This is a genomic window from Streptomyces sp. NEAU-174 (assembly GCF_052665095.1).
Genome location: NZ_JBQTCE010000008.1, coordinates 466,859 through 484,075 on the forward strand (window position 1 = coordinate 466,859; position 17,217 = coordinate 484,075).

Below are 17,217 nucleotides of genomic sequence, written 5' to 3' on the forward strand. Positions count from 1 at the left end.
CTGCCCTGATGATCCCGGACGACCGAGGAGAAGCACGTGAAGAAGGCAGTGAGCATCGCCGGCTCGGTGGCGGCGGCCGCCCTGCTGCTGTCCGCATGCGGCAGCGACGGTGGCGACGACAAGAAGGACACCTCCAAGGACCCCTCCTCCGCGTCGAGCGCCCCGGCGGAGGGGGGCGCGGACACGAAGGTCTCCGGCACCTATGTGGCGAAGGCCGGTGACGGGGCCGCCATCCTGTCCATCAGCGGCAAGAAGGCCGTTCTGATGGCCGACAAGCACATCTGCAACGGCGAGTACGCCGACATGGGCGGGAAGATGCTCATGCTCAAGTGCGCCGACGGAAACACCGACCGCAGCGCGGGCAAGGTCACCGCGAGCGCGGACGGCAAGACCCTCACGGTCGACTGGGACGCGCTCGCCAAGAATGACACCTTCATCAAGGCGACCTCGCCCGGCGACCTCCCCTCGGGCATGCCGACGTCGCTGCCCTCGGGCCTCCCGACCGATGTGCCGACCGACCTCCCGACCGGCTGAACCACGGCGCCGGACCCCCTCCGGCACCCCGGGCCCCTGGCGCGCAGACGCGCCGGGGGCCCGCCGCGCACAGTGGCAGATCTTGCCGCCGCGGACATGAAACCGCAGGCAGAAGCGGTAGGGAAGCCGCCGTCAGGTGGCGCAATACTTCGGCAACACCATCGGCCCGAGCCCGTCGGTATGGTCCCGATACGACCCCGCCGACCAGCAAACCCCCGGAGCCGGCCGATGCCAGCCGAACGCCCCCGCGAGCACGCCCCGCCGGTCGCCGCCGCGCGCCGCCGCCGGCTCCGTGCCGACCGGGCACGGCAACTCGCCGACCTGCTCCGCCACCAGATCCTCACCGGCGGCTTCCCCGGGGGCGTGCTCCCCCTGGAGGACGCGCTCGGCCAGGACTACGGCGCCACCCGCAACACCGTGCGCCAGGCGCTCGACCTGCTGCGCTCCGAGCGGCTGGTGGAACGGCAGCCCGGGGTGGGCACGGTCGTGGTCGCGGAGAAGTACCCGCACGGCCTGGACCGGCTGATGGGCCTGGCCGAGACCCTCCACGAGCACGGCCGGGTCACCAATGAGGTGCGCACCGTCGGCCCCGTCCCCGCGCCCGCCTGCGTCGCGGACCGGCTGGGCGTCCCCGCCCGCTCCGATGTCCTCTACGTCGAGCGGCTGCGGCGGCTCGGCGGACTCCCGCTCTCCCTCGATCTCACCTACCTCCCCATGGACATCGGCGCCGACCTCATCGGCGCCGACCTGGAGAACACCGATGTCTTCCGGCTGATCGAGAAGATCACCGGACAGCCCCTGGGCACCGCCGAGATCACCCTCGAGGCCGTCAACGCCGACGCCCACTCGGCCGCCGTCCTCCAGGCCCCGCGCGGTGCGGCGGTCCTGATGCTGGAGCGGCTCACCCATCTGTGCGATGGACGCCCGGTGGACCTGGAGTTCATCCGGTTCCGCGGCGACCGGATCACCATGAGCGGCCAGTTGCGCCGCACCGCCTGAGACCCACCCACCACACCCTCCGCCCCTTCACGCCCTTCCCTGGAGACAGCCATGCCTCTGGCGCCCCAACGTGCCGATGTGCCGGTGACGATCGACGAGTCCAAGTGCATCGACGGCTGCACCCTGTGCGTGGACATGTGCCCCCTCGACTCCCTCGCGATCCACCCCGACAGCGGTAAGGCGTACATGCACGTCGACGAGTGCTGGTACTGCGGCCCGTGCGCCGCCCGCTGTCCCACCGGCGCGGTCACGGTCAACATGCCCTATCTCCTGAGGTGAAAGGCCCCTCGATGCAGCGCACGCCCCTTCCGTCGGCCCTCGCCGCCGGCGCCCTGCTGCTGTCCCTGACCGGCTGCGGCGGCAACGCGGACGCGGACGGCAAGACCGTGACCGTCACCGTCGGCTACCAGTCCAAGACCATCAACACCGTGACCGCGGGCACCCTGCTGCGCACGCTCGGCGCCTTCGAACGCGAGCTGCGCGCCCTGGGCCGCCGCGACGGCCATACGTACAAGGTGAAGTGGCAGGACTACGCCACCGGAGCGCCCATCACCGCGCAGATGGTCGCCGGGAAGGTCGACATCGGCTCGATGGGCGACTTCCCGCTCCTGATCAACTCCGGTCGCGGCGCCCAGCTGAACGCGCCGACCCGCCTCGTCTCCGTCACCGGCTACAACCTGCGCGGCGGCCTCAATACGGTCCTCACCGCGCCCGGCTCCAAGCTGCGCAACCTGTCCGGGCTGCGCGGCAAGAACGTCTCCACCAGCGTCGGCTCCGCCGCGGACGGCACGCTCGTGCGCGCCCTGCGACAGGCGGGCATCGACCCCGAGGGCGGCATCCACAAGCTCAACCAGCAGCCCGCCGTGGGCGCCTCGGCCCTGGAGGCGGGCAGCGCGGACGCCCTCTCGCAGTTCGTGGCCTGGCCGGGGCTGCTCGCCTTCCAGGGCAAGACCAAGGCGCTGTACGACGGCGCCCGGCTGAACTTCCCCACCTTCCACGGGGTCACCACGCGCAAGGCGTTCGCGGACGAGCGCCCGGCCGTCGTCCAGGCGTTCCTCGCCGCCCAGATCGACGCCACCCGCTATCTGCGCGCCCATCCGCTCGACGCCGCCCGTAAGGTCGCCACCGCGACCGGGCTGCCGCCCGAAGTGGTCTATCTCTACAACGGCACCGGCGGCATCGCGACCTTCGACCCGACCCTCAAGCCACGGCTGACCGCCGCGCTCGAGAAGGACGTCCCGGTGCTGCGTGACGCCAAACTGGTCGGCCCGGTCCACGTATCGTCCTTTGTCGACGACCGCTATCTCAAACGGGCGTACGGAAGCGCGGACGCCTACGCCAAGGCGCTGCGCGCCACCCCGCCCGCTTCCCCGAACCAGCTCTGGCTCAAGGGCGAGAACCGGCTCCGCACCTTCGCCACCCCCACCGAGCTGCTGCGCTTCGCCGGAAGCCACCGCGACCGCGTCCGGGCCGCCTACGTGCCGGACGCGGCCACCGGCACCCGGTGGTTCGCGGACCGGGCGATCTGGGTCCGCGACGGCCACGAGTTGCGGGCCTTCGTCACCCCGGACAACGCCCGCGGCTGGATCGCCGGCCACCCCGGCGCCCGTACCGTCAGTTATTCCGCGGCCCTGGCGGCGGCCCGATGAGCGCACCCACCTCGTCCGTACGGCCCCGCCCGGCCCCGGCAGCCCCCGGAACCCGGGGTGCCACCGCGCCCCGGCCGCTTCGGCGCCGCCCCTGGGTCCGCTACGCCCTGCGCGCCGCGTCGCTGCTGGCCGCGCTCGGCCTGTGGCAGTCGCTCACCGCCCTCGACGTCAACCTGTGGCTGCGTTTCGCGCAGTTCCCGTCCGCCACCGATGTGGTCCAGGAGTTCGCCGACCGCCTCGGCACCGGCGCCTACTGGCAGGACCTGACCGACTCGCTCAGCCGCATCCTCACCGGGTTCGCGCTGGCCGCCGTCGTGGGCGTGGCGGTCGGCACCGCCATCGCCCGCTCCCCCCTCGTATCCGATCTGCTCGGCCCCGTCCTCGAGGTGTGCCGCCCGATCCCGGCCATCGCGCTGGTACCGGTGGCGATCCTGATGTTCCCCAGCAATGAGCAGGGGATCGTCTTCATCACCTTCACCGCCGCCTTCTTCCCGGTCATGGTGAGCACCCGGCACGCGGTCCGCGCGCTGACCCCCGTCTGGGAGGAGGCGGTGCTGACCATGGGCGGCGGGCGCGGACGCGTCCTGGTGTCCGTCGTCCTCCCCGGGGCGCTGCCCGGGATCCTCGGCGGACTCTCCGTCGGCATCGGCGTCTCATGGATCTGTGTGATCTCCGCCGAGATGATCTCCGGGGCCTACGGGGTCGGCTATCGCACCTGGCAGGACTACACGATCGTCGACTACCCGGGTGTCTTCGTCGGCATGGCCACGATCGGCGTGCTCGGCTGGCTCACCTCCACGGCGGTCGAGCTGGCCGGACGGCGGCTGACCCGATGGCTGCCCCGTACGGACCGTACGGAGACCACGGGCCGGCCGGCGCCCGCGCGCAAGGAGGCAGCCACCCCGTGAGCACATCCGACGTCACCACCACCCCGGCCGCGCCGACCGCCGAAGCCGCCCCGCCGGGCGTACGGCTGCGCCTGGAGGACGCCGCCCTCGGCCGCCCCGGCGCACCCGTCCTCCACGGACTCGACCTGGACGTCGCGCCCGGTGACATCCTTACGGTCGTCGGCCCGTCCGGATGCGGCAAATCCACCCTGCTGCGCACCCTCGCCGGGCTGCTGCCGGCCCTCGGCGGGCGGGTCACCCAGGACGGCACCGCGATCACCCGGCCGCACGCCGACCGGGCGCTGATCTTCCAGGAGGACGCGCTGCTGCCCTGGCGCACCCTCCGCGCCAACGTCGAACTCCCGCTCGCCATACGGGGCGTACCGCGCGCCGAGCGCCGCGGCCGGGCCGAGGCGTGGCTGGAGCGCGTCGGGCTGGCCGAGCACAGCGGGCGGCTGCCGCACCGGGTCTCGGGCGGCCAGCGGCAGCGCGCGCAGCTCGCCCGGGCGCTCGTCGGCGAGCCGCGCGCCGTCCTCATGGACGAGCCGTTCGGCGCGCTCGACGCACAGACCCGGGCCGGGATGCAGCGGCTGCTGGTCGAGGTGCTCCAGGGCACCCGCGCCACCGTCGTCTTCGTCACCCACGACGTGGACGAGGCGCTGTTCCTCGGCGACCGGGTGGCGCTGCTGGGCGGCGCGGGGGGCGGCGGCCGGGTGCTGGACATCCCGCATCCGCGCGAGCGCGCCGCCCATGACGCCGCGGCGACCGTCGCGCTGCGCCGTCAGGTCCTCGAATCCCTCGGCATGTGAAAGGCCCAACTGGCGTGAACAAAAGGGAGCACAGGGAGCGTCCGGAGCGCGGTGCGCGCCCGGAGAACAGGGAGCGTCCGGAGCACATGGCGGACGCCGCGGCCGTGGAGATCCCCGCCCTCGCCGCGGCCGAGGAGCTGACCTGCGACGTCCTCGTCATCGGCGGCGGCACGGCCGGCACCATGGCGGCGCTCACCGCCGCCGAGCACGGCTCCTCCGTCCTCCTCCTCGAAAAGGCGCATGTCCGCCACTCGGGCGCGCTCGCCATGGGCATGGACGGCGTCAACAACGCCGTCATCCCCGGCCGGGCCGAACCCGACGACTACGTGGCTGAGATCACCCGCGCCAACGACGGCATCGTCGACCAGTCCACCGTGCGCCAGACCGCCACCCGCGGCTTCGCCATGGTCAAGCGGCTGGAGCGGTACGGGGTGAAGTTCGAGAAGGACGAGCACGGCGAGTACGCGGTCCGCCAGGTGCACCGCTCCGGCTCGTACGTACTGCCGATGCCCGAGGGCAAGGACGTCAAGAAGGTCCTGTACCGGCAGTTGCGGCGGCGCGAGATGCGCGAGCGGATCCGCATCGAGAACCGGGTGATGCCGGTCCGGGTGCTCACCGCGGGCGGCCGGGCCGTCGGCGCCGCCGGATTCCACACCCGCACCGGCCACTTCGTCACCGTACGCGCCGGGGCGGTGATCCTGGCCACCGGCGCCTGCGGGCGGCTCGGCCTGCCCGCGAGCGGCTATCTCTACGGCACGTACGAGAACCCCACCAACGCGGGCGACGGCTACGCCATGGCGTATCACGCGGGCGCCGAGCTGACCGGGATCGAATGCTTCCAGATCAATCCGCTGATCAAGGACTACAACGGCCCGGCCTGCGCCTATGTCGCCAATCCCTTCGGCGGCTACCAGGTCAACCGGCACGGTGAACGGTTCGTCGACTCCGACTACTGGTCGGGGCAGATGATGTCGGAGTTCGCGGCGGAGGTGGCGAGCGAGCGCGGCCCGGTCTACCTCAAGCTCAGCCATCTGCCGGAGGAGTCGGTGGCCGCGCTGGAGTCCATCCTGCACTCCACCGAACGCCCCACCCGCGCCACCTTCCACGCGGGGCGCGGCCATGACTACCGCACCCATGACGTCGAGATGCACATCTCCGAGATCGGGCTGTGCGGCGGCCACTCGGCCTCGGGGGTACGGGTCGACGCCCACGCCCGGACCACAGTCCCCGGGCTGTACGCGGCCGGTGACCTGGCCTGCGTACCGCACAACTACATGATCGGAGCCTTTGTCTTCGGCGATCTGGCGGGCGAGGACGCCTCCCGCCAGACGGCGTACCGGGGCGAACTGCCCCCGGATCAGCTCGCCGAGGCGCATGAGCTGATCTACGCCCCGCTGCGGAACCCCGGGGGGCCGCCGCAGCCGCAGGTCGAGTACAAGCTCCGGCGCCTGGTCAACGACTATGTGGCGCCGCCCAAGAGCGGCGCCCGGCTGTCGCTCGCCATCGAGGCGTTCGAGCGGATGCGCGGGGACATCGCGGCGATGGGGGCCCATACGCCGCATGAGCTGATGCGCTGCGCCGAGGTGAGTTTCATCCGCGACTGCGCGGAGATGGCCGCGCGCTCCTCGCTGGCCAGGACGGAGAGCCGGTGGGGGCTCTACCACGAGCGGACCGACCATCCGCTGCGCGACGACGAGGGCTGGCTGCACCATCTGGACTTGCGCAAGTCGGCGTCGGGGGCGATGGAGTTCACCGCGCGTCCCGTCGCCCCGTATCTCGTCCCGGTGGCGGAGTACGCGCCTACGGGTGGGCCGTCCCGTCCGCTCGGGGAGGTGCGGCCGGAGCAGGTGGCCACGGCGGGGCCGCGGGAGAGTGCGCCGCGGGTGGATGAGGGCCGTGGCCGTAGCGAGGTCACGGGCGTCTCGGCCGCCCGTACGGCCGTCTCTTCCGCCTCGCCGCGCATCCTCGAACTGCTCGCCCTCGCCGAGGAGCAGCCCGAACTCGCCGCGCTCCGGCCCTATCTGGCCGACTCCGACCCGGCGGTGCGGCGGGCCGCCGTCGCCGCGCTGACCGAGACCGCGCCACCGGGCACCGGCCCGGCCCTCGCGGCGGCCCTGGCCGACGCGGACGCCGGCGTACGCGCCGATGCCGCGGCCTCGCTGCGGGAACTGGTCGAGGTGCTGCCCCCGGAGCCCGCGCTGCGCGAACCCCTGGTCCATGGGCTGGCCGTGGCCGATCCGGTGGTGCGGGCCGCGGCGCTCGACGTCCTGCGCGCGCTGGGCCTCGGCGACGCGGAACTGTTCGCGCGGGCGCTGACGGGCGATGCGGCGGATGCGGCGGATGCGGCGGTCGGGGTCCGCATCCAGGCCGTACGGGGGCTGGTGTCGGTGGACGCGCTCAGCGCGCTGGAGCCGGGGGCGGTGGACGCGTCGCGTGAGGTGAGGGTGGCGACGGCGGGGGCGCTGGGGACGCTGGCTGCCGGCGGGCGGGCGGCGGAGGCCCGGCGGCTGCTCGAGCCGCTGCTGCGGGACCCGGACGTCCTGGTCCGGGCCGCCGCCCTGGAGGCCCTGGCCTCGGCGGGGTGTCCGGCGCCGCTGGATGCCGAGGCGGTGGCGGCGTTGGGTGATGCGGCCTGGCAGGTGCGGAAGGGGGCGGCGACGGCGCTGTCCGCGGCGGCGCCGGGGGTTGGCGTTCCGGCGCTGGCCCGTGCGCTGGGCGATCCGCACGCGGATGTCCGCAAGGCGGCGGTCTTGGCGCTGTTGCCCCTGGCGGAGCGGGAACCGGCCGCTCGGGAGGCCCTGGCCTCGGTTCGCTCCGATCCGGACGCGGATGTCCGGGCGTACGCGGCCAAGGCGACGGCCTAGAGTCGACGCCTGCGGCGGGCTTGCCCCACCCCGCCCCTCCCCGAAACCGAGGGCTCCGCCCCCGGCCCCCGCCGGGGCTCCGCCCCGAACCCCGCTCCTCAATCGCCGGAGGGGCTGGAATTACGCACCCCCGCCCCGGGACCTGCACCCCCACCGGGGCGGGGCCAGGGGCCGCAGCCCCCAGATTCGGAAAGGGGCACCCACAACGCGGTCCCGCCCCGGCACGCACACCATCACGGTGTCCCTGCCGGGGGGCGGGGTCCAGGCGGCGCAGCTCCCTGAGTTCGGAAAGGGGCAAGGCAGGGGACACCTCCGCCCCTGCCCGGACACCGTCACGATGCCCCTACCCGGCCGGGACCAAGGGACAGAGCCCCCGACCCGGGAAGGGCGACGCAGGGGACACCTCCGCCCCTGCCCGGACACCGCCGCGCTAAGCAGGTCGGAGGAAGTCCGCTACGGTTCGGGCAGCGCCCCGAAGGGGCGCGGGGCCGTGTCGATGTGCGGCTCCGCCGCGTGGGCGCGACCAGCCACGATGCGGCCGCAGACGCACGACGGCATCTCGTGGCACTTCCCGCGGAGCGCTTAGCCCTACCGGCGCGAGGCCCGGGGGCGCCTCCCCCGGTTCGGGAAGGGGCGGGGTAGGGGATACCTCCGCCCCGATGCAGACACCGTCACGGTGCCCCTGCCCAGCCGGGACCAAGGGACAGAGCCCCCGGCCCGGGAAGGGCGACGCAGGGGACACCTCCGCCGCTGCCCGGACACCGCCGCAATGTCCCCACCGGGACGGGGTCCAGGGGCGCAGCCCCCGGTTCGGGCAGGGGCGAGGCAGGGGACACCACCGTCCCTGCCCGGACGCCCTCGCGCTATCGCCACCGAGGCGGGGTCCAGGGGCGCAGCCCCTGGTTCGGGAAGGGGCGGGGTGGGGAATGGCTCCGGCCGGGCGCGGGCACCGTGTTGGTGTCCGGCCCGGCCGGGGGGTCAGGGGGGCTCAGCCCCTTGGGTTCGGATGGGTGGGGGGCTAGCGGACGAAGACTCCCGCCTGGCTCGCGAGGTCCAAGAAGTACTGCGGGGCCACGCCCAGGACCAGCGTGACCGCCACGCCGATCGCGATGGCCGACGAGGTCAGCGGGGACGGCACGGCCACGGACGGGCCGTCCGTGCGGGGCTCGCTGAAGAACATCAGCACGATCACCCGGATGTAGAAGAACGCGGCGACCGCCGAGGAGATCACACCGATCACCACCAGCGCCCCCGCCCCACCATCGGCCGCCGCCTTGAAGACCGCGAACTTCCCGGCGAAGCCGCTGGTCAGCGGGATACCGGCGAAGGCCAGCAGGAAGACCGCGAAGACGGCGGCCACCAGGGGCGAACGGCGGCCGAGGCCGGCCCACTTGGACAGGTGGGTGGCCTCGCCGCCCGCGTCCCGCACCAGGGTGACCACCGCGAAGGCGCCGAGGGTCACGAAGGAGTACGCGGCGAGGTAGAAGAGGACGGAGGAGATGCCGTCGGGCGTGGTGGCGATGACACCGGCCAGGATGAACCCGGCGTGGGCGATCGAGGAGTACGCCAGCAGCCGCTTCACATCGGTCTGGGTGACGGCCACGATCGCGCCGCCCAGCATGGTGACGATGGCGACGCCCCACATCACCGGCCGCCAGTCCCAGCGCAGCCCGGGCAGGACGACGTACAGCAGCCGCAGCAGCGCGCCGAAGGCCGCGACCTTGGTGGCCGCCGCCATGAAGCCGGTCACCGGGGTCGGGGCGCCCTGGTAGACGTCGGGGGTCCACATATGGAACGGCACGGCGCCGATCTTGAACAGCAGCCCCATCAGCACCATCGCCCCGCCGATCAGCAGCAGCGCGTCATTGCCCATGGTCCCGGCGAGCGCCGGGGTGACGTTCCTGACCTGGCCGTCGACGACGTCCGCGATCCCGGAGTAGGAGACCGTGCCCGCGTAGCCGTACAGCAGGGCGATGCCGAAGAGCAGGAAGGCCGAGGAGAAGGCGCCCAGCAGGAAGTACTTGACCGCGGCCTCCTGCGACAGCGCGCGCTGGCGCCGGGCCAGCGCGCACAGGATGTACAGCGGCAGGGAGAAGACCTCCAGCGCCACGAAGAGCGTCAGCAGATCGTTGGCGGACGGGAAGACCATCATGCCGCCGACCGCGAAGAGGACCAGCGGAAAGACCTCGGTGGTGGTGAACCCCGCCTTGACGGCGGCCTTTTCGGCGTCGCCGCCGGGCACGGCGGCGGCCTGGGCCGCGAAGGAGTCGACGCGGTTGCCGTGCGCCACCGGATCCAGCCGCCGCTCGGCGAAGGTGAACACCGCCACCAGCGCCACCAGGAGAATGGTCCCCTGGAGGAAGAGCGCGGGTCCGTCGACCGCGATCGCGCCCATGGCCGCGACCCGGGCCTTGCTGGTGCCGTAGTCACCGGCGGCGAGGCCGATCACGGCGGCGAAGGCGGCGGCCAGGGCGACCACGGAGACGAACAGCTGCGCCATGTACCGCTGGCGGCGCGGAATGAACGCCTCGATCAGGACGCCGACGATCGCGGCGCCGAGCACGATCAGCGTGGGCGACAGCTGGCCGTACTCGATATCGGGCGACGGGATCTTGTCGGGCGCCGCCGCCGCTGTTGTCCACAGGCTGTGGACAGTGGCCGCGTGGGTCACTTGGCACCTCCGGAAGCACCGTCGTGGGGGGCACCGCCGTGGTTGGCGCCCTCGGGCATCGGGCTGTAGCTGAACCAGCCCGCATCGGTCACGGGGTGATCGGGCTTGGGATCCTTCTTGTCCACCACGGACATCGTGTGGTCGACCGCCGGGTTGACGATGTCGGCCAGCGGCTTCGGATAGACCCCGAGGAAGATCAGCAGCGCGATGAGCGGGGCCACCACGACCAGCTCACGCACCCGCAGATCGGGCATGGACCGCACCTCGGCCTTCACCGGACCGGTCATGGTGCGCTGGTAGAGGATCAGGACGTAGAGCGCCGCCAGCACTATTCCGACGGTCGCGATCACGCCGAGCGCCGGATAGCGGCTGAACGTGCCGACCAGGACCAGGAATTCGCTGATGAACGGCGCGAGCCCGGGCAGCGAGAGGGTGGCGAGCCCGCCGATCAGGAAGGTGCCGGCGAGCACCGGGGCCACCTTCTGCACCCCGCCGTAGTCGGCGATAAGCCGGGAGCCGCGCCGGGTGATCAGGAACCCGGCCACCAGCATCAGCGCGGCGGTGGAGATGCCGTGGTTGACCATGTAGAGGGTGGCGCCGCCCTGGCCCTGGGTGGTCATCGCGAAGATGCCCAGGATGATGAAGCCGAAGTGGGAGATCGAGGCATAGGCGATCAGCCGCTTGATGTCCCGCTGGCCGATCGCCAGCAGCGCCCCGTAGATGATGCTGATGAGCGCCAGGATCATGATCGCCGGGGTGGCCCACTTGCTGGCCTCCGGGAAGAGCTGGAGGCAGAAGCGGAGCATCGCGAAGGTGCCGACCTTGTCGACCACCGCGGTGATCAGCACGGCGACCGGGGCGGTGGACTCCCCCATCGCGTTGGGCAGCCAGGTGTGCAGCGGCCACAGCGGCGCCTTCACCGCGAAGGCGAAGAAGAAGCCGAGGAAGAGCAGCCGCTCGGTGCTGGACGCCATGTCCAGATGGCCGCCCGCCCGCGCCTGGACGATCTCCTGGAGCGAGAAGGTGCCGGTGCCGAGCTGATCGGCGGTGACCGCGTACAGACCGACCACCGCGGCGAGCATGATCAGCCCGCCCGCCAGGTTGTAGAGCAGGAACTTCACCGCGGCGTACGAGCGCTGAGTGGCCGTCTCCTCCTCGGAGCGGCCCCCGGCCCGGTCCCCGAAGCCCCCGATGAGGAAGTACATCGGGATCAGCATGGCCTCGAAGAAGATGTAGAAGAGGAAGACGTCGGTGGCCTCGAAGGAGATCACCACCATCGCCTCGACCATCAGGATCAGCGCGAAGAAGCCCTGGGTGGGCCGCCAGCGGCGGTTGGGGCGGGCGCCTTCCAGCGGATCGGCGTCATGCCAGCCCGCCAGGATGATGAAGGGGATGAGCACGGCGGTGAGCGCGATCAGCGCGACCGCGATCCCGTCCACGCCCACTTCGTAGCGGACGCCGAAGTCCTTGATCCAGGCGTGCGACTCGGTGAGCTGGAAGCGGGCGCCGCCGGGGTCGAAGCGGACCAGCACGACCGCCGCCAGGGCGAGGGTGACCAGGGAGAAGCCCAGCGCCACCCACTTGGCGGCGGCGCGCTGGGCGGCGGGCACGGCGGCGGTGGCCACCGCGCCGAGCGCGGGGACCACGGCCGTGGCCGTCAGCAGGGGAAATGACATGACTCAGACCGCCCTCATCAGCAGGGTCGCGGCGATAAGCACCGCCGTACCGCCGAACATCGAGACCGCGTACGTACGGGCATAGCCGTTCTGGAGCTTTCGCAGCCGGCCGGAGAGCCCGCCGACCGAGGCCGCGGTGCCGTTGACCACCCCGTCGACCAGCTTGTGGTCGACATAGACCAGACCACGGGTCAGATACTGGCCTGGTTTGACGAGCGCGACATGGTTGAAGTCGTCCTGGAGCAGATCGCGCCGGGCGGCCCGGGTGAGCAGCGATCCGCGGGGCGCGGTGCGCGGCACCGGCCGGCGTCCGTACTGCGCCCAGGCGAGGGCGACACCGATCACCAGCACCACCATCGTCCCGGCGGTGACCGCCGCGGCGCTGAGCGGGGAGTCGCCGTGGCTGTGGCCGGTGACCGGCTCCAGCCACTTCAGGAACGCGTCGTTGACGCTGAACAGCCCGCCCGCGAAGACCGATCCCACGGCCAGGACGATCATGGGGATGGTCATGGACGACGGCGACTCGTGCGGATGCGGCTCGGCGTGCGCCCCGGCCGACTCGGCGGCGGGCTCGGCGCTGGGCTCCTCGGGCGAGGGCGTGGTGCCCCAGCGCTTCTCGCCGAAGAAGGTCAGCAGCATCACCCGCGTCATGTAGTACGCGGTGATGGCCGCGCCCAGCAGGGCCGCGCCGCCGAGGATCCAGCCCTCGGTGCCGCCCTTGGCGAACGCCGCCTCGATGATCTTGTCCTTGGACCAGAAGCCGGACAGCCCGGGGAAGCCGATGATCGCGAGATAGCCGAGCCCGAAGGTGACGAAGGTGATCGGCATGTACGTCCGCAGGCCGCCGTACTTGCGCATGTCGACCTCGTCGTTCATGGCGTGCATGACCGACCCGGCCCCGAGGAAGAGCCCCGCCTTGAAGAAGCCGTGGGTCACCAGGTGCATGATCGCGAAGACATAGCCGATCGGGCCGAGCCCGGCGGCCAGGATCATGTAGCCGATCTGCGACATGGTGGACCCGGCCAGGGCCTTCTTGATGTCGTCCTTGGCACAACCGACGATCGCACCGAAGAGGAGCGTGACCGCGCCGACCGCGACGACCGCGGCCTGGGCGTCCGGCGCTGCGTTGAAGATCGCGCCGGAGCGGGTGATCAGATACACGCCCGCGGTCACCATGGTCGCCGCGTGGATCAGGGCCGAGACCGGGGTCGGGCCCTCCATCGCGTCCCCGAGCCAGGACTGGAGCGGCACCTGGGCCGACTTGCCGCAGGCCGCGAGGAGCAGCATCAGCCCGATCGCGGTGAGCTTGCCCTCGCTCGCGTCACCCGCGCTGGTCAGCACCGGGGCGAAGGTGAAGGTCCCGAACGTCGTGAACATCAGCATGATCGCGATCGACAGGCCGACGTCGCCGACGCGGTTGACGATGAACGCCTTCTTCGCCGCCGTGGCCGCGCTGGGCTTGTGCTGCCAGAAGCCGATGAGCAGGTACGAGGCGAGGCCGACGCCCTCCCAGCCGACGTACAGCAGCAGGTAGTTGTCGGCGAGGACGAGCAGGAGCATCGCCGCGAGGAAGAGATTGAGATAGCCGAAGAAGCGGCGGCGGCGCTCGTCGTGCTCCATATAGCCGATCGAGTAGATGTGGATCAGCGTGCCCACACCGGTGATCAGCAGGACGAAGGTCATGGACAGCTGGTCGAGCTGGAAGGCGACGTCCGCGCGGAAGCCGCCCACCGGGATCCAGCTGAAGACCTTGCTGTGCAGGGCCCGGTCGTGCTCGCCGCGGCCGAGCATGTCGGCGAAGAGCACGGCGCCGATGACGAAGGAGGCGGCGGCGAGCAGCGTGCCGAGGTAGTGGCCCTTGCCGTCCAGCCGCCGCCCTCCGCACAGCAGCAGGGCCGCGCCGAGCAGCGGGACCGCGACAAGCAATCCGATGAGGTTCTCCACGTGAACGCGACCCCTTCTAGAGCTTCATCAGGCTGGCGTCGTCGACCGAGGCCGAGTGGCGGGAGCGGAAGATGGTCACGATGATCGCGAGACCGACCACAACCTCCGCCGCGGCCACGACCATCGTGAAGAAGGCGATGATCTGGCCGTCGAGATTGCCGTGCAGCCGGGAGAAGGTGACGAACGCCAGGTTGCACGCGTTCAGCATCAGCTCGACGCACATGAAGAGGACGATCGCGTTCCGCCTGATGACGACGCCGGCCGCACCAATGGTGAACAACAGGGCGGCCAGGTAGAGGTAGTTGACCGGATTCACTTGGCGACTCCCCTCGGATTCGGCGCACTGCCCGCACTCTCGCCGTCTTCGCCGTTCTCACCGCTCTCGGAAGTGCCCGGCTTCCCGGGGCTCCCGGACGGCTTGCCGGTCTCGTGCTTCCGGCCCAGCCAGCGCTGCGAGCGCTGCTCCAGCGCCGCCAGCTCGGCCAGCGCCTCGCTGGAGACGTCCCGGATCTGACCGCGGCCGCGCAGCGTGGCGTTGACGGTGAGGTCGGACGGGGTGCCGTCGGGCAGCAGACCGGGGATGTCCACCGCGTTGTGCCGCGCGTACACACCGGGGGCGGGCAGCGGCGGCACGTTCCGCCCGGTGCGCACCCGCGCCTCGGACTGCTCGCGCTGGGTACGGGCCCGCTCGGTGCGCTCGCGGTGGGTCAGCACCATCGCGCCGACCGCCGCGGTGATCAGCAGCGCGCCGGTGATCTCGAAGGCGAAGACGTACTTGGTGAAGATCAGCGAGGCCAGGCCCTCCACATTGCCGCCGGAGTTGGCCTGGCCCAGGCCGTTCCACGTCTTCAGCGACGCGTTTCCGATCCCGGCGCAGAGCAGGATGCCGAAGCCGAGCCCGCAGAGGACGGCGAGCCAGCGCTGCCCCTTCAGGGTCTCCTTGAGGGAGTCGGCGGCGGTGACACCGACCAGCATCACCACGAAGAGGAACAGCATCATGATCGCGCCGGTGTAGACGACGATCTGGACGACGCCCAGGAAGTACGCGCCGTTGGCGAGGTAGAAGATCGCCAGGACGATCATGGTGCCCGCCAGGCACAGGGCGCTGTGCACGGCCTTGTGCATCAGGATCGTGCACAGCGCGCCGATCACGGCGACGGTGCCGAGCACCCAGAACTGGAGGGCCTCACCGGTGGAGGTGGTGGAGGCCGCCGCGGCCAGAGCGCCGCTCATGCCTGCACCCCCTGCTGCCGCTCCTGCTGCCCCTCCTGCGACTCCTCGTTCCCCGCGGCCTGGTCGGACAGGGTCTCGCCCTTGCTGACCGCCACCTGCTGGGTGGTGCCGGGCGCGGCCTCGGTCACCAGGCCCCGGTAGTAGTCCTGCTCGTCGGTGCCGGGATACATGGCGTGCGGGGAGTCGACCATCCCGTCCTCGAGGCCCGCGAGCAGCTCCTCCTTGGTGTAGATGAGCGATTCGCGGGTGCGGTCGGCGAGCTCGTACTCATTGGTCATGGTGAGCGCCCGGGTGGGGCACGCCTCGACGCACAGACCGCACAGGATGCAGCGCAGATAGTTGATCTGGTAGACGCGGCCGTAGCGCTCACCTGGCGAGTAGCGCTCCTCGTCGGTGTTGTCCGCGCCCTCCACATAGATCGCGTCGGCGGGGCAGGCCCAGGCGCACAGCTCGCAGCCGATGCACTTCTCCAGCCCGTCCGGGTGCCGGTTGAGCTGGTGGCGTCCGTGGAAGCGGGGCGCGGTGGGCTTCTTCACCTCTGGGTACTGTTCGGTGAGCCGCTTCTTGAACATGGCCTTGAAGGTCACGCCGAAGCCGGCCACCGGATTCTGGAAGTCAGACACCGTCGGCCTCCTTTCCGTCACTGACAGTGTCGGGGCCACCACTGACAATCAACTCACGCTCGGTGCGCGGACGTCGGCGGGGGACGGGCGGCAAGGTCTGGCCGGGCAGCGGCGGCACCGGGAAACCTCCCGCCATCGGATCGAAGGCGGGCTCCGGTCCCGGTTCCGCTCCGGCCTCGGCCTGCGCCGAGCGGTCGCGGAAGAAGTCGACCACGAAGGACAGCAGCAGCAGCGCGATCACCGCGCCGCCCACGTAGAGCACGATGTCCTGGTAGTCGTAGTTCTCGTTGCGCAGCGCCCGGACGGTGGCGACCAGCATCAGCCAGACCATCGAGATCGGGATGAGCACCTTCCAGCCCAGCTTCATGAACTGGTCGTAGCGGACGCGCGGCAGCGTGCCGCGCACCCAGATGAAGACGAACAGCGATGTCACGACCTTGCCGACGAACCACAGCAGCGGCCACCAGCCGTGGTTGGCGCCCTCCCAGAAGGTGCTGATCGGCCAGGGCGCCCGCCAGCCACCGAGGAAGAGGGTGACGGCGACCATCGAGACGGTGACCATGTTGATGTACTCGGCGAGCATGAACATCGCGAACTTGATCGAGGAGTACTCGGTGTTGAAGCCGCCGACCAGGTCGCCCTCGGACTCCGGCATGTCGAACGGCGCCCGGTTGGTCTCACCGATCATCGAGACGATGTAGATGAGGAACGAGACCGGCAGCAGCACCGCGTACCAGCGGTCCTGCTGCGATTCCACGATCTGCGAGGTCGACATCGACCCGGAGTAGAGGAAGACCGCCGCGAAGGAGAGCCCCATCGCGATCTCGTAGCTGATCATCTGGGCGCAGGAGCGCAAGCCCCCCAGGAGCGGATACGTCGATCCGGAGGACCAGCCCGCCAGCACGATGCCGTAGATGCCGACCGAGGCGGTGGCCAGGATGTAGAGGACGGCGATCGGCAGATCGGTCAGCTGCATCGCGGTGCGGTGCCCGAAGACCGAGACCTCGCCGCCGGCCGGGCCGAACGGCATCACCGCGACCGCCATGAAGGCGGGGATGGCCGCGACGACCGGCGCCAGGACGTAGACCACCTTGTCCGCGCCCTTGACGACCACGTCCTCCTTGAGCATCAGCTTCACACCGTCCGCGAGGGACTGGAGCATGCCCCAGGGGCCGTGGCGGTTGGGGCCGATGCGCAGCTGCATCCAGCCGACCACCTTGCGCTCCATGACGATGGAGATGAGCACCGTCACCATCAGGAACGCGAAGCAGAAGACGGCCTTGATCGCGATCAGCCACCACGGGTCGCGGCCGAACATCGACAGGTCC

General features: G+C 71.3%; 14 protein-coding genes. 7 read left to right on the forward strand and 7 right to left on the reverse strand.

Annotated elements, in window-relative coordinates; genetic code table 11:
* Positions 1-36: 36 nt before the first annotated feature.
* The 7 genes from ACT2CW_RS25385 (at position 37) to ACT2CW_RS25415 (ending at position 7,742) form a co-directional block, all read left to right on the forward strand.
* Complete coding sequence (locus ACT2CW_RS25385) at positions 37-534, forward strand: hypothetical protein (RefSeq protein ID WP_138914445.1); 498 nt, start codon at positions 37-39, stop codon at positions 532-534.
* Between the two features lie 228 nt (positions 535-762).
* The gene (locus ACT2CW_RS25390; protein WP_164434826.1) at positions 763-1,533 is read left to right on the forward strand and encodes a GntR family transcriptional regulator; all 771 of its coding nucleotides are present in this window, start codon (positions 763-765) and stop codon (positions 1,531-1,533) included.
* Between the two features lie 51 nt (positions 1,534-1,584).
* The gene (locus ACT2CW_RS25395) at positions 1,585-1,812 is read left to right on the forward strand and encodes a 4Fe-4S dicluster domain-containing protein (RefSeq protein WP_014054080.1); all 228 of its coding nucleotides are present in this window, start codon (positions 1,585-1,587) and stop codon (positions 1,810-1,812) included.
* Between the two features lie 11 nt (positions 1,813-1,823).
* Positions 1,824-3,182: an ABC transporter substrate-binding protein gene (locus ACT2CW_RS25400; protein WP_445518363.1), complete on the forward strand. Its 1,359-nt coding sequence runs from the start codon at positions 1,824-1,826 to the stop codon at positions 3,180-3,182.
* The gene (locus ACT2CW_RS25405; RefSeq protein WP_445518364.1) at positions 3,179-4,090 is read left to right on the forward strand and encodes an ABC transporter permease; all 912 of its coding nucleotides are present in this window, start codon (positions 3,179-3,181) and stop codon (positions 4,088-4,090) included. Before ACT2CW_RS25400 ends, ACT2CW_RS25405 begins: the two co-directional genes overlap by 4 nt.
* Entirely contained in the window at positions 4,087-4,878 is a 792-nt protein-coding gene (locus tag ACT2CW_RS25410) for an ABC transporter ATP-binding protein (protein WP_445518365.1), read from the forward strand. Before ACT2CW_RS25405 ends, ACT2CW_RS25410 begins: the two co-directional genes overlap by 4 nt.
* Positions 4,879-4,964: 86 nt before the next feature.
* The gene (locus ACT2CW_RS25415) at positions 4,965-7,742 is read left to right on the forward strand and encodes a fumarate reductase/succinate dehydrogenase flavoprotein subunit (protein WP_445518366.1); all 2,778 of its coding nucleotides are present in this window, start codon (positions 4,965-4,967) and stop codon (positions 7,740-7,742) included.
* Positions 7,743-8,760: 1,018 nt separating this feature from the next.
* On the opposite strand, the gene nuoN is transcribed toward ACT2CW_RS25415, so the two are convergent.
* Genes nuoN through nuoH form a run of 7 tightly spaced genes read right to left on the reverse strand, consistent with a single transcriptional unit; the run spans position 8,761 to position 17,207 of the window.
* Positions 8,761-10,413: an NADH-quinone oxidoreductase subunit NuoN gene (gene nuoN, locus ACT2CW_RS25420; protein ID WP_445518367.1), complete on the reverse strand. Its 1,653-nt coding sequence runs from the start codon at positions 10,411-10,413 to the stop codon at positions 8,761-8,763.
* On the reverse strand, positions 10,410-12,089 hold the full coding sequence (locus ACT2CW_RS25425; RefSeq protein ID WP_138914450.1) for an NADH-quinone oxidoreductase subunit M: 1,680 nt from the start codon (positions 12,087-12,089) through the stop codon (positions 10,410-10,412). Before ACT2CW_RS25425 ends, nuoN begins: the two co-directional genes overlap by 4 nt.
* A gap of 3 nt (positions 12,090-12,092) precedes the next feature.
* On the reverse strand, positions 12,093-14,033 hold the full coding sequence (gene nuoL / locus ACT2CW_RS25430; protein WP_445518368.1) for an NADH-quinone oxidoreductase subunit L: 1,941 nt from the start codon (positions 14,031-14,033) through the stop codon (positions 12,093-12,095).
* Between the two features lie 16 nt (positions 14,034-14,049).
* On the reverse strand, positions 14,050-14,349 hold the full coding sequence (nuoK, locus tag ACT2CW_RS25435) for an NADH-quinone oxidoreductase subunit NuoK (protein ID WP_046084223.1): 300 nt from the start codon (positions 14,347-14,349) through the stop codon (positions 14,050-14,052).
* Complete coding sequence (locus ACT2CW_RS25440) at positions 14,346-15,266, reverse strand: NADH-quinone oxidoreductase subunit J (RefSeq protein WP_445518369.1); 921 nt, start codon at positions 15,264-15,266, stop codon at positions 14,346-14,348. The genes nuoK and ACT2CW_RS25440 overlap by 4 nt, the downstream gene beginning before the upstream one ends.
* Positions 15,263-15,889 carry an NADH-quinone oxidoreductase subunit NuoI gene (nuoI, locus tag ACT2CW_RS25445; protein ID WP_311767007.1) on the reverse strand — a complete coding sequence of 209 codons (627 nt, stop codon included), beginning with the start codon at positions 15,887-15,889 and terminating at the stop codon, positions 15,263-15,265. The genes ACT2CW_RS25440 and nuoI overlap by 4 nt, the downstream gene beginning before the upstream one ends.
* Complete coding sequence (gene nuoH, locus ACT2CW_RS25450) at positions 15,882-17,207, reverse strand: NADH-quinone oxidoreductase subunit NuoH (protein WP_199334597.1); 1,326 nt, start codon at positions 17,205-17,207, stop codon at positions 15,882-15,884. The genes nuoI and nuoH overlap by 8 nt, the downstream gene beginning before the upstream one ends.
* Positions 17,208-17,217: the final 10 nt, after the last annotated feature.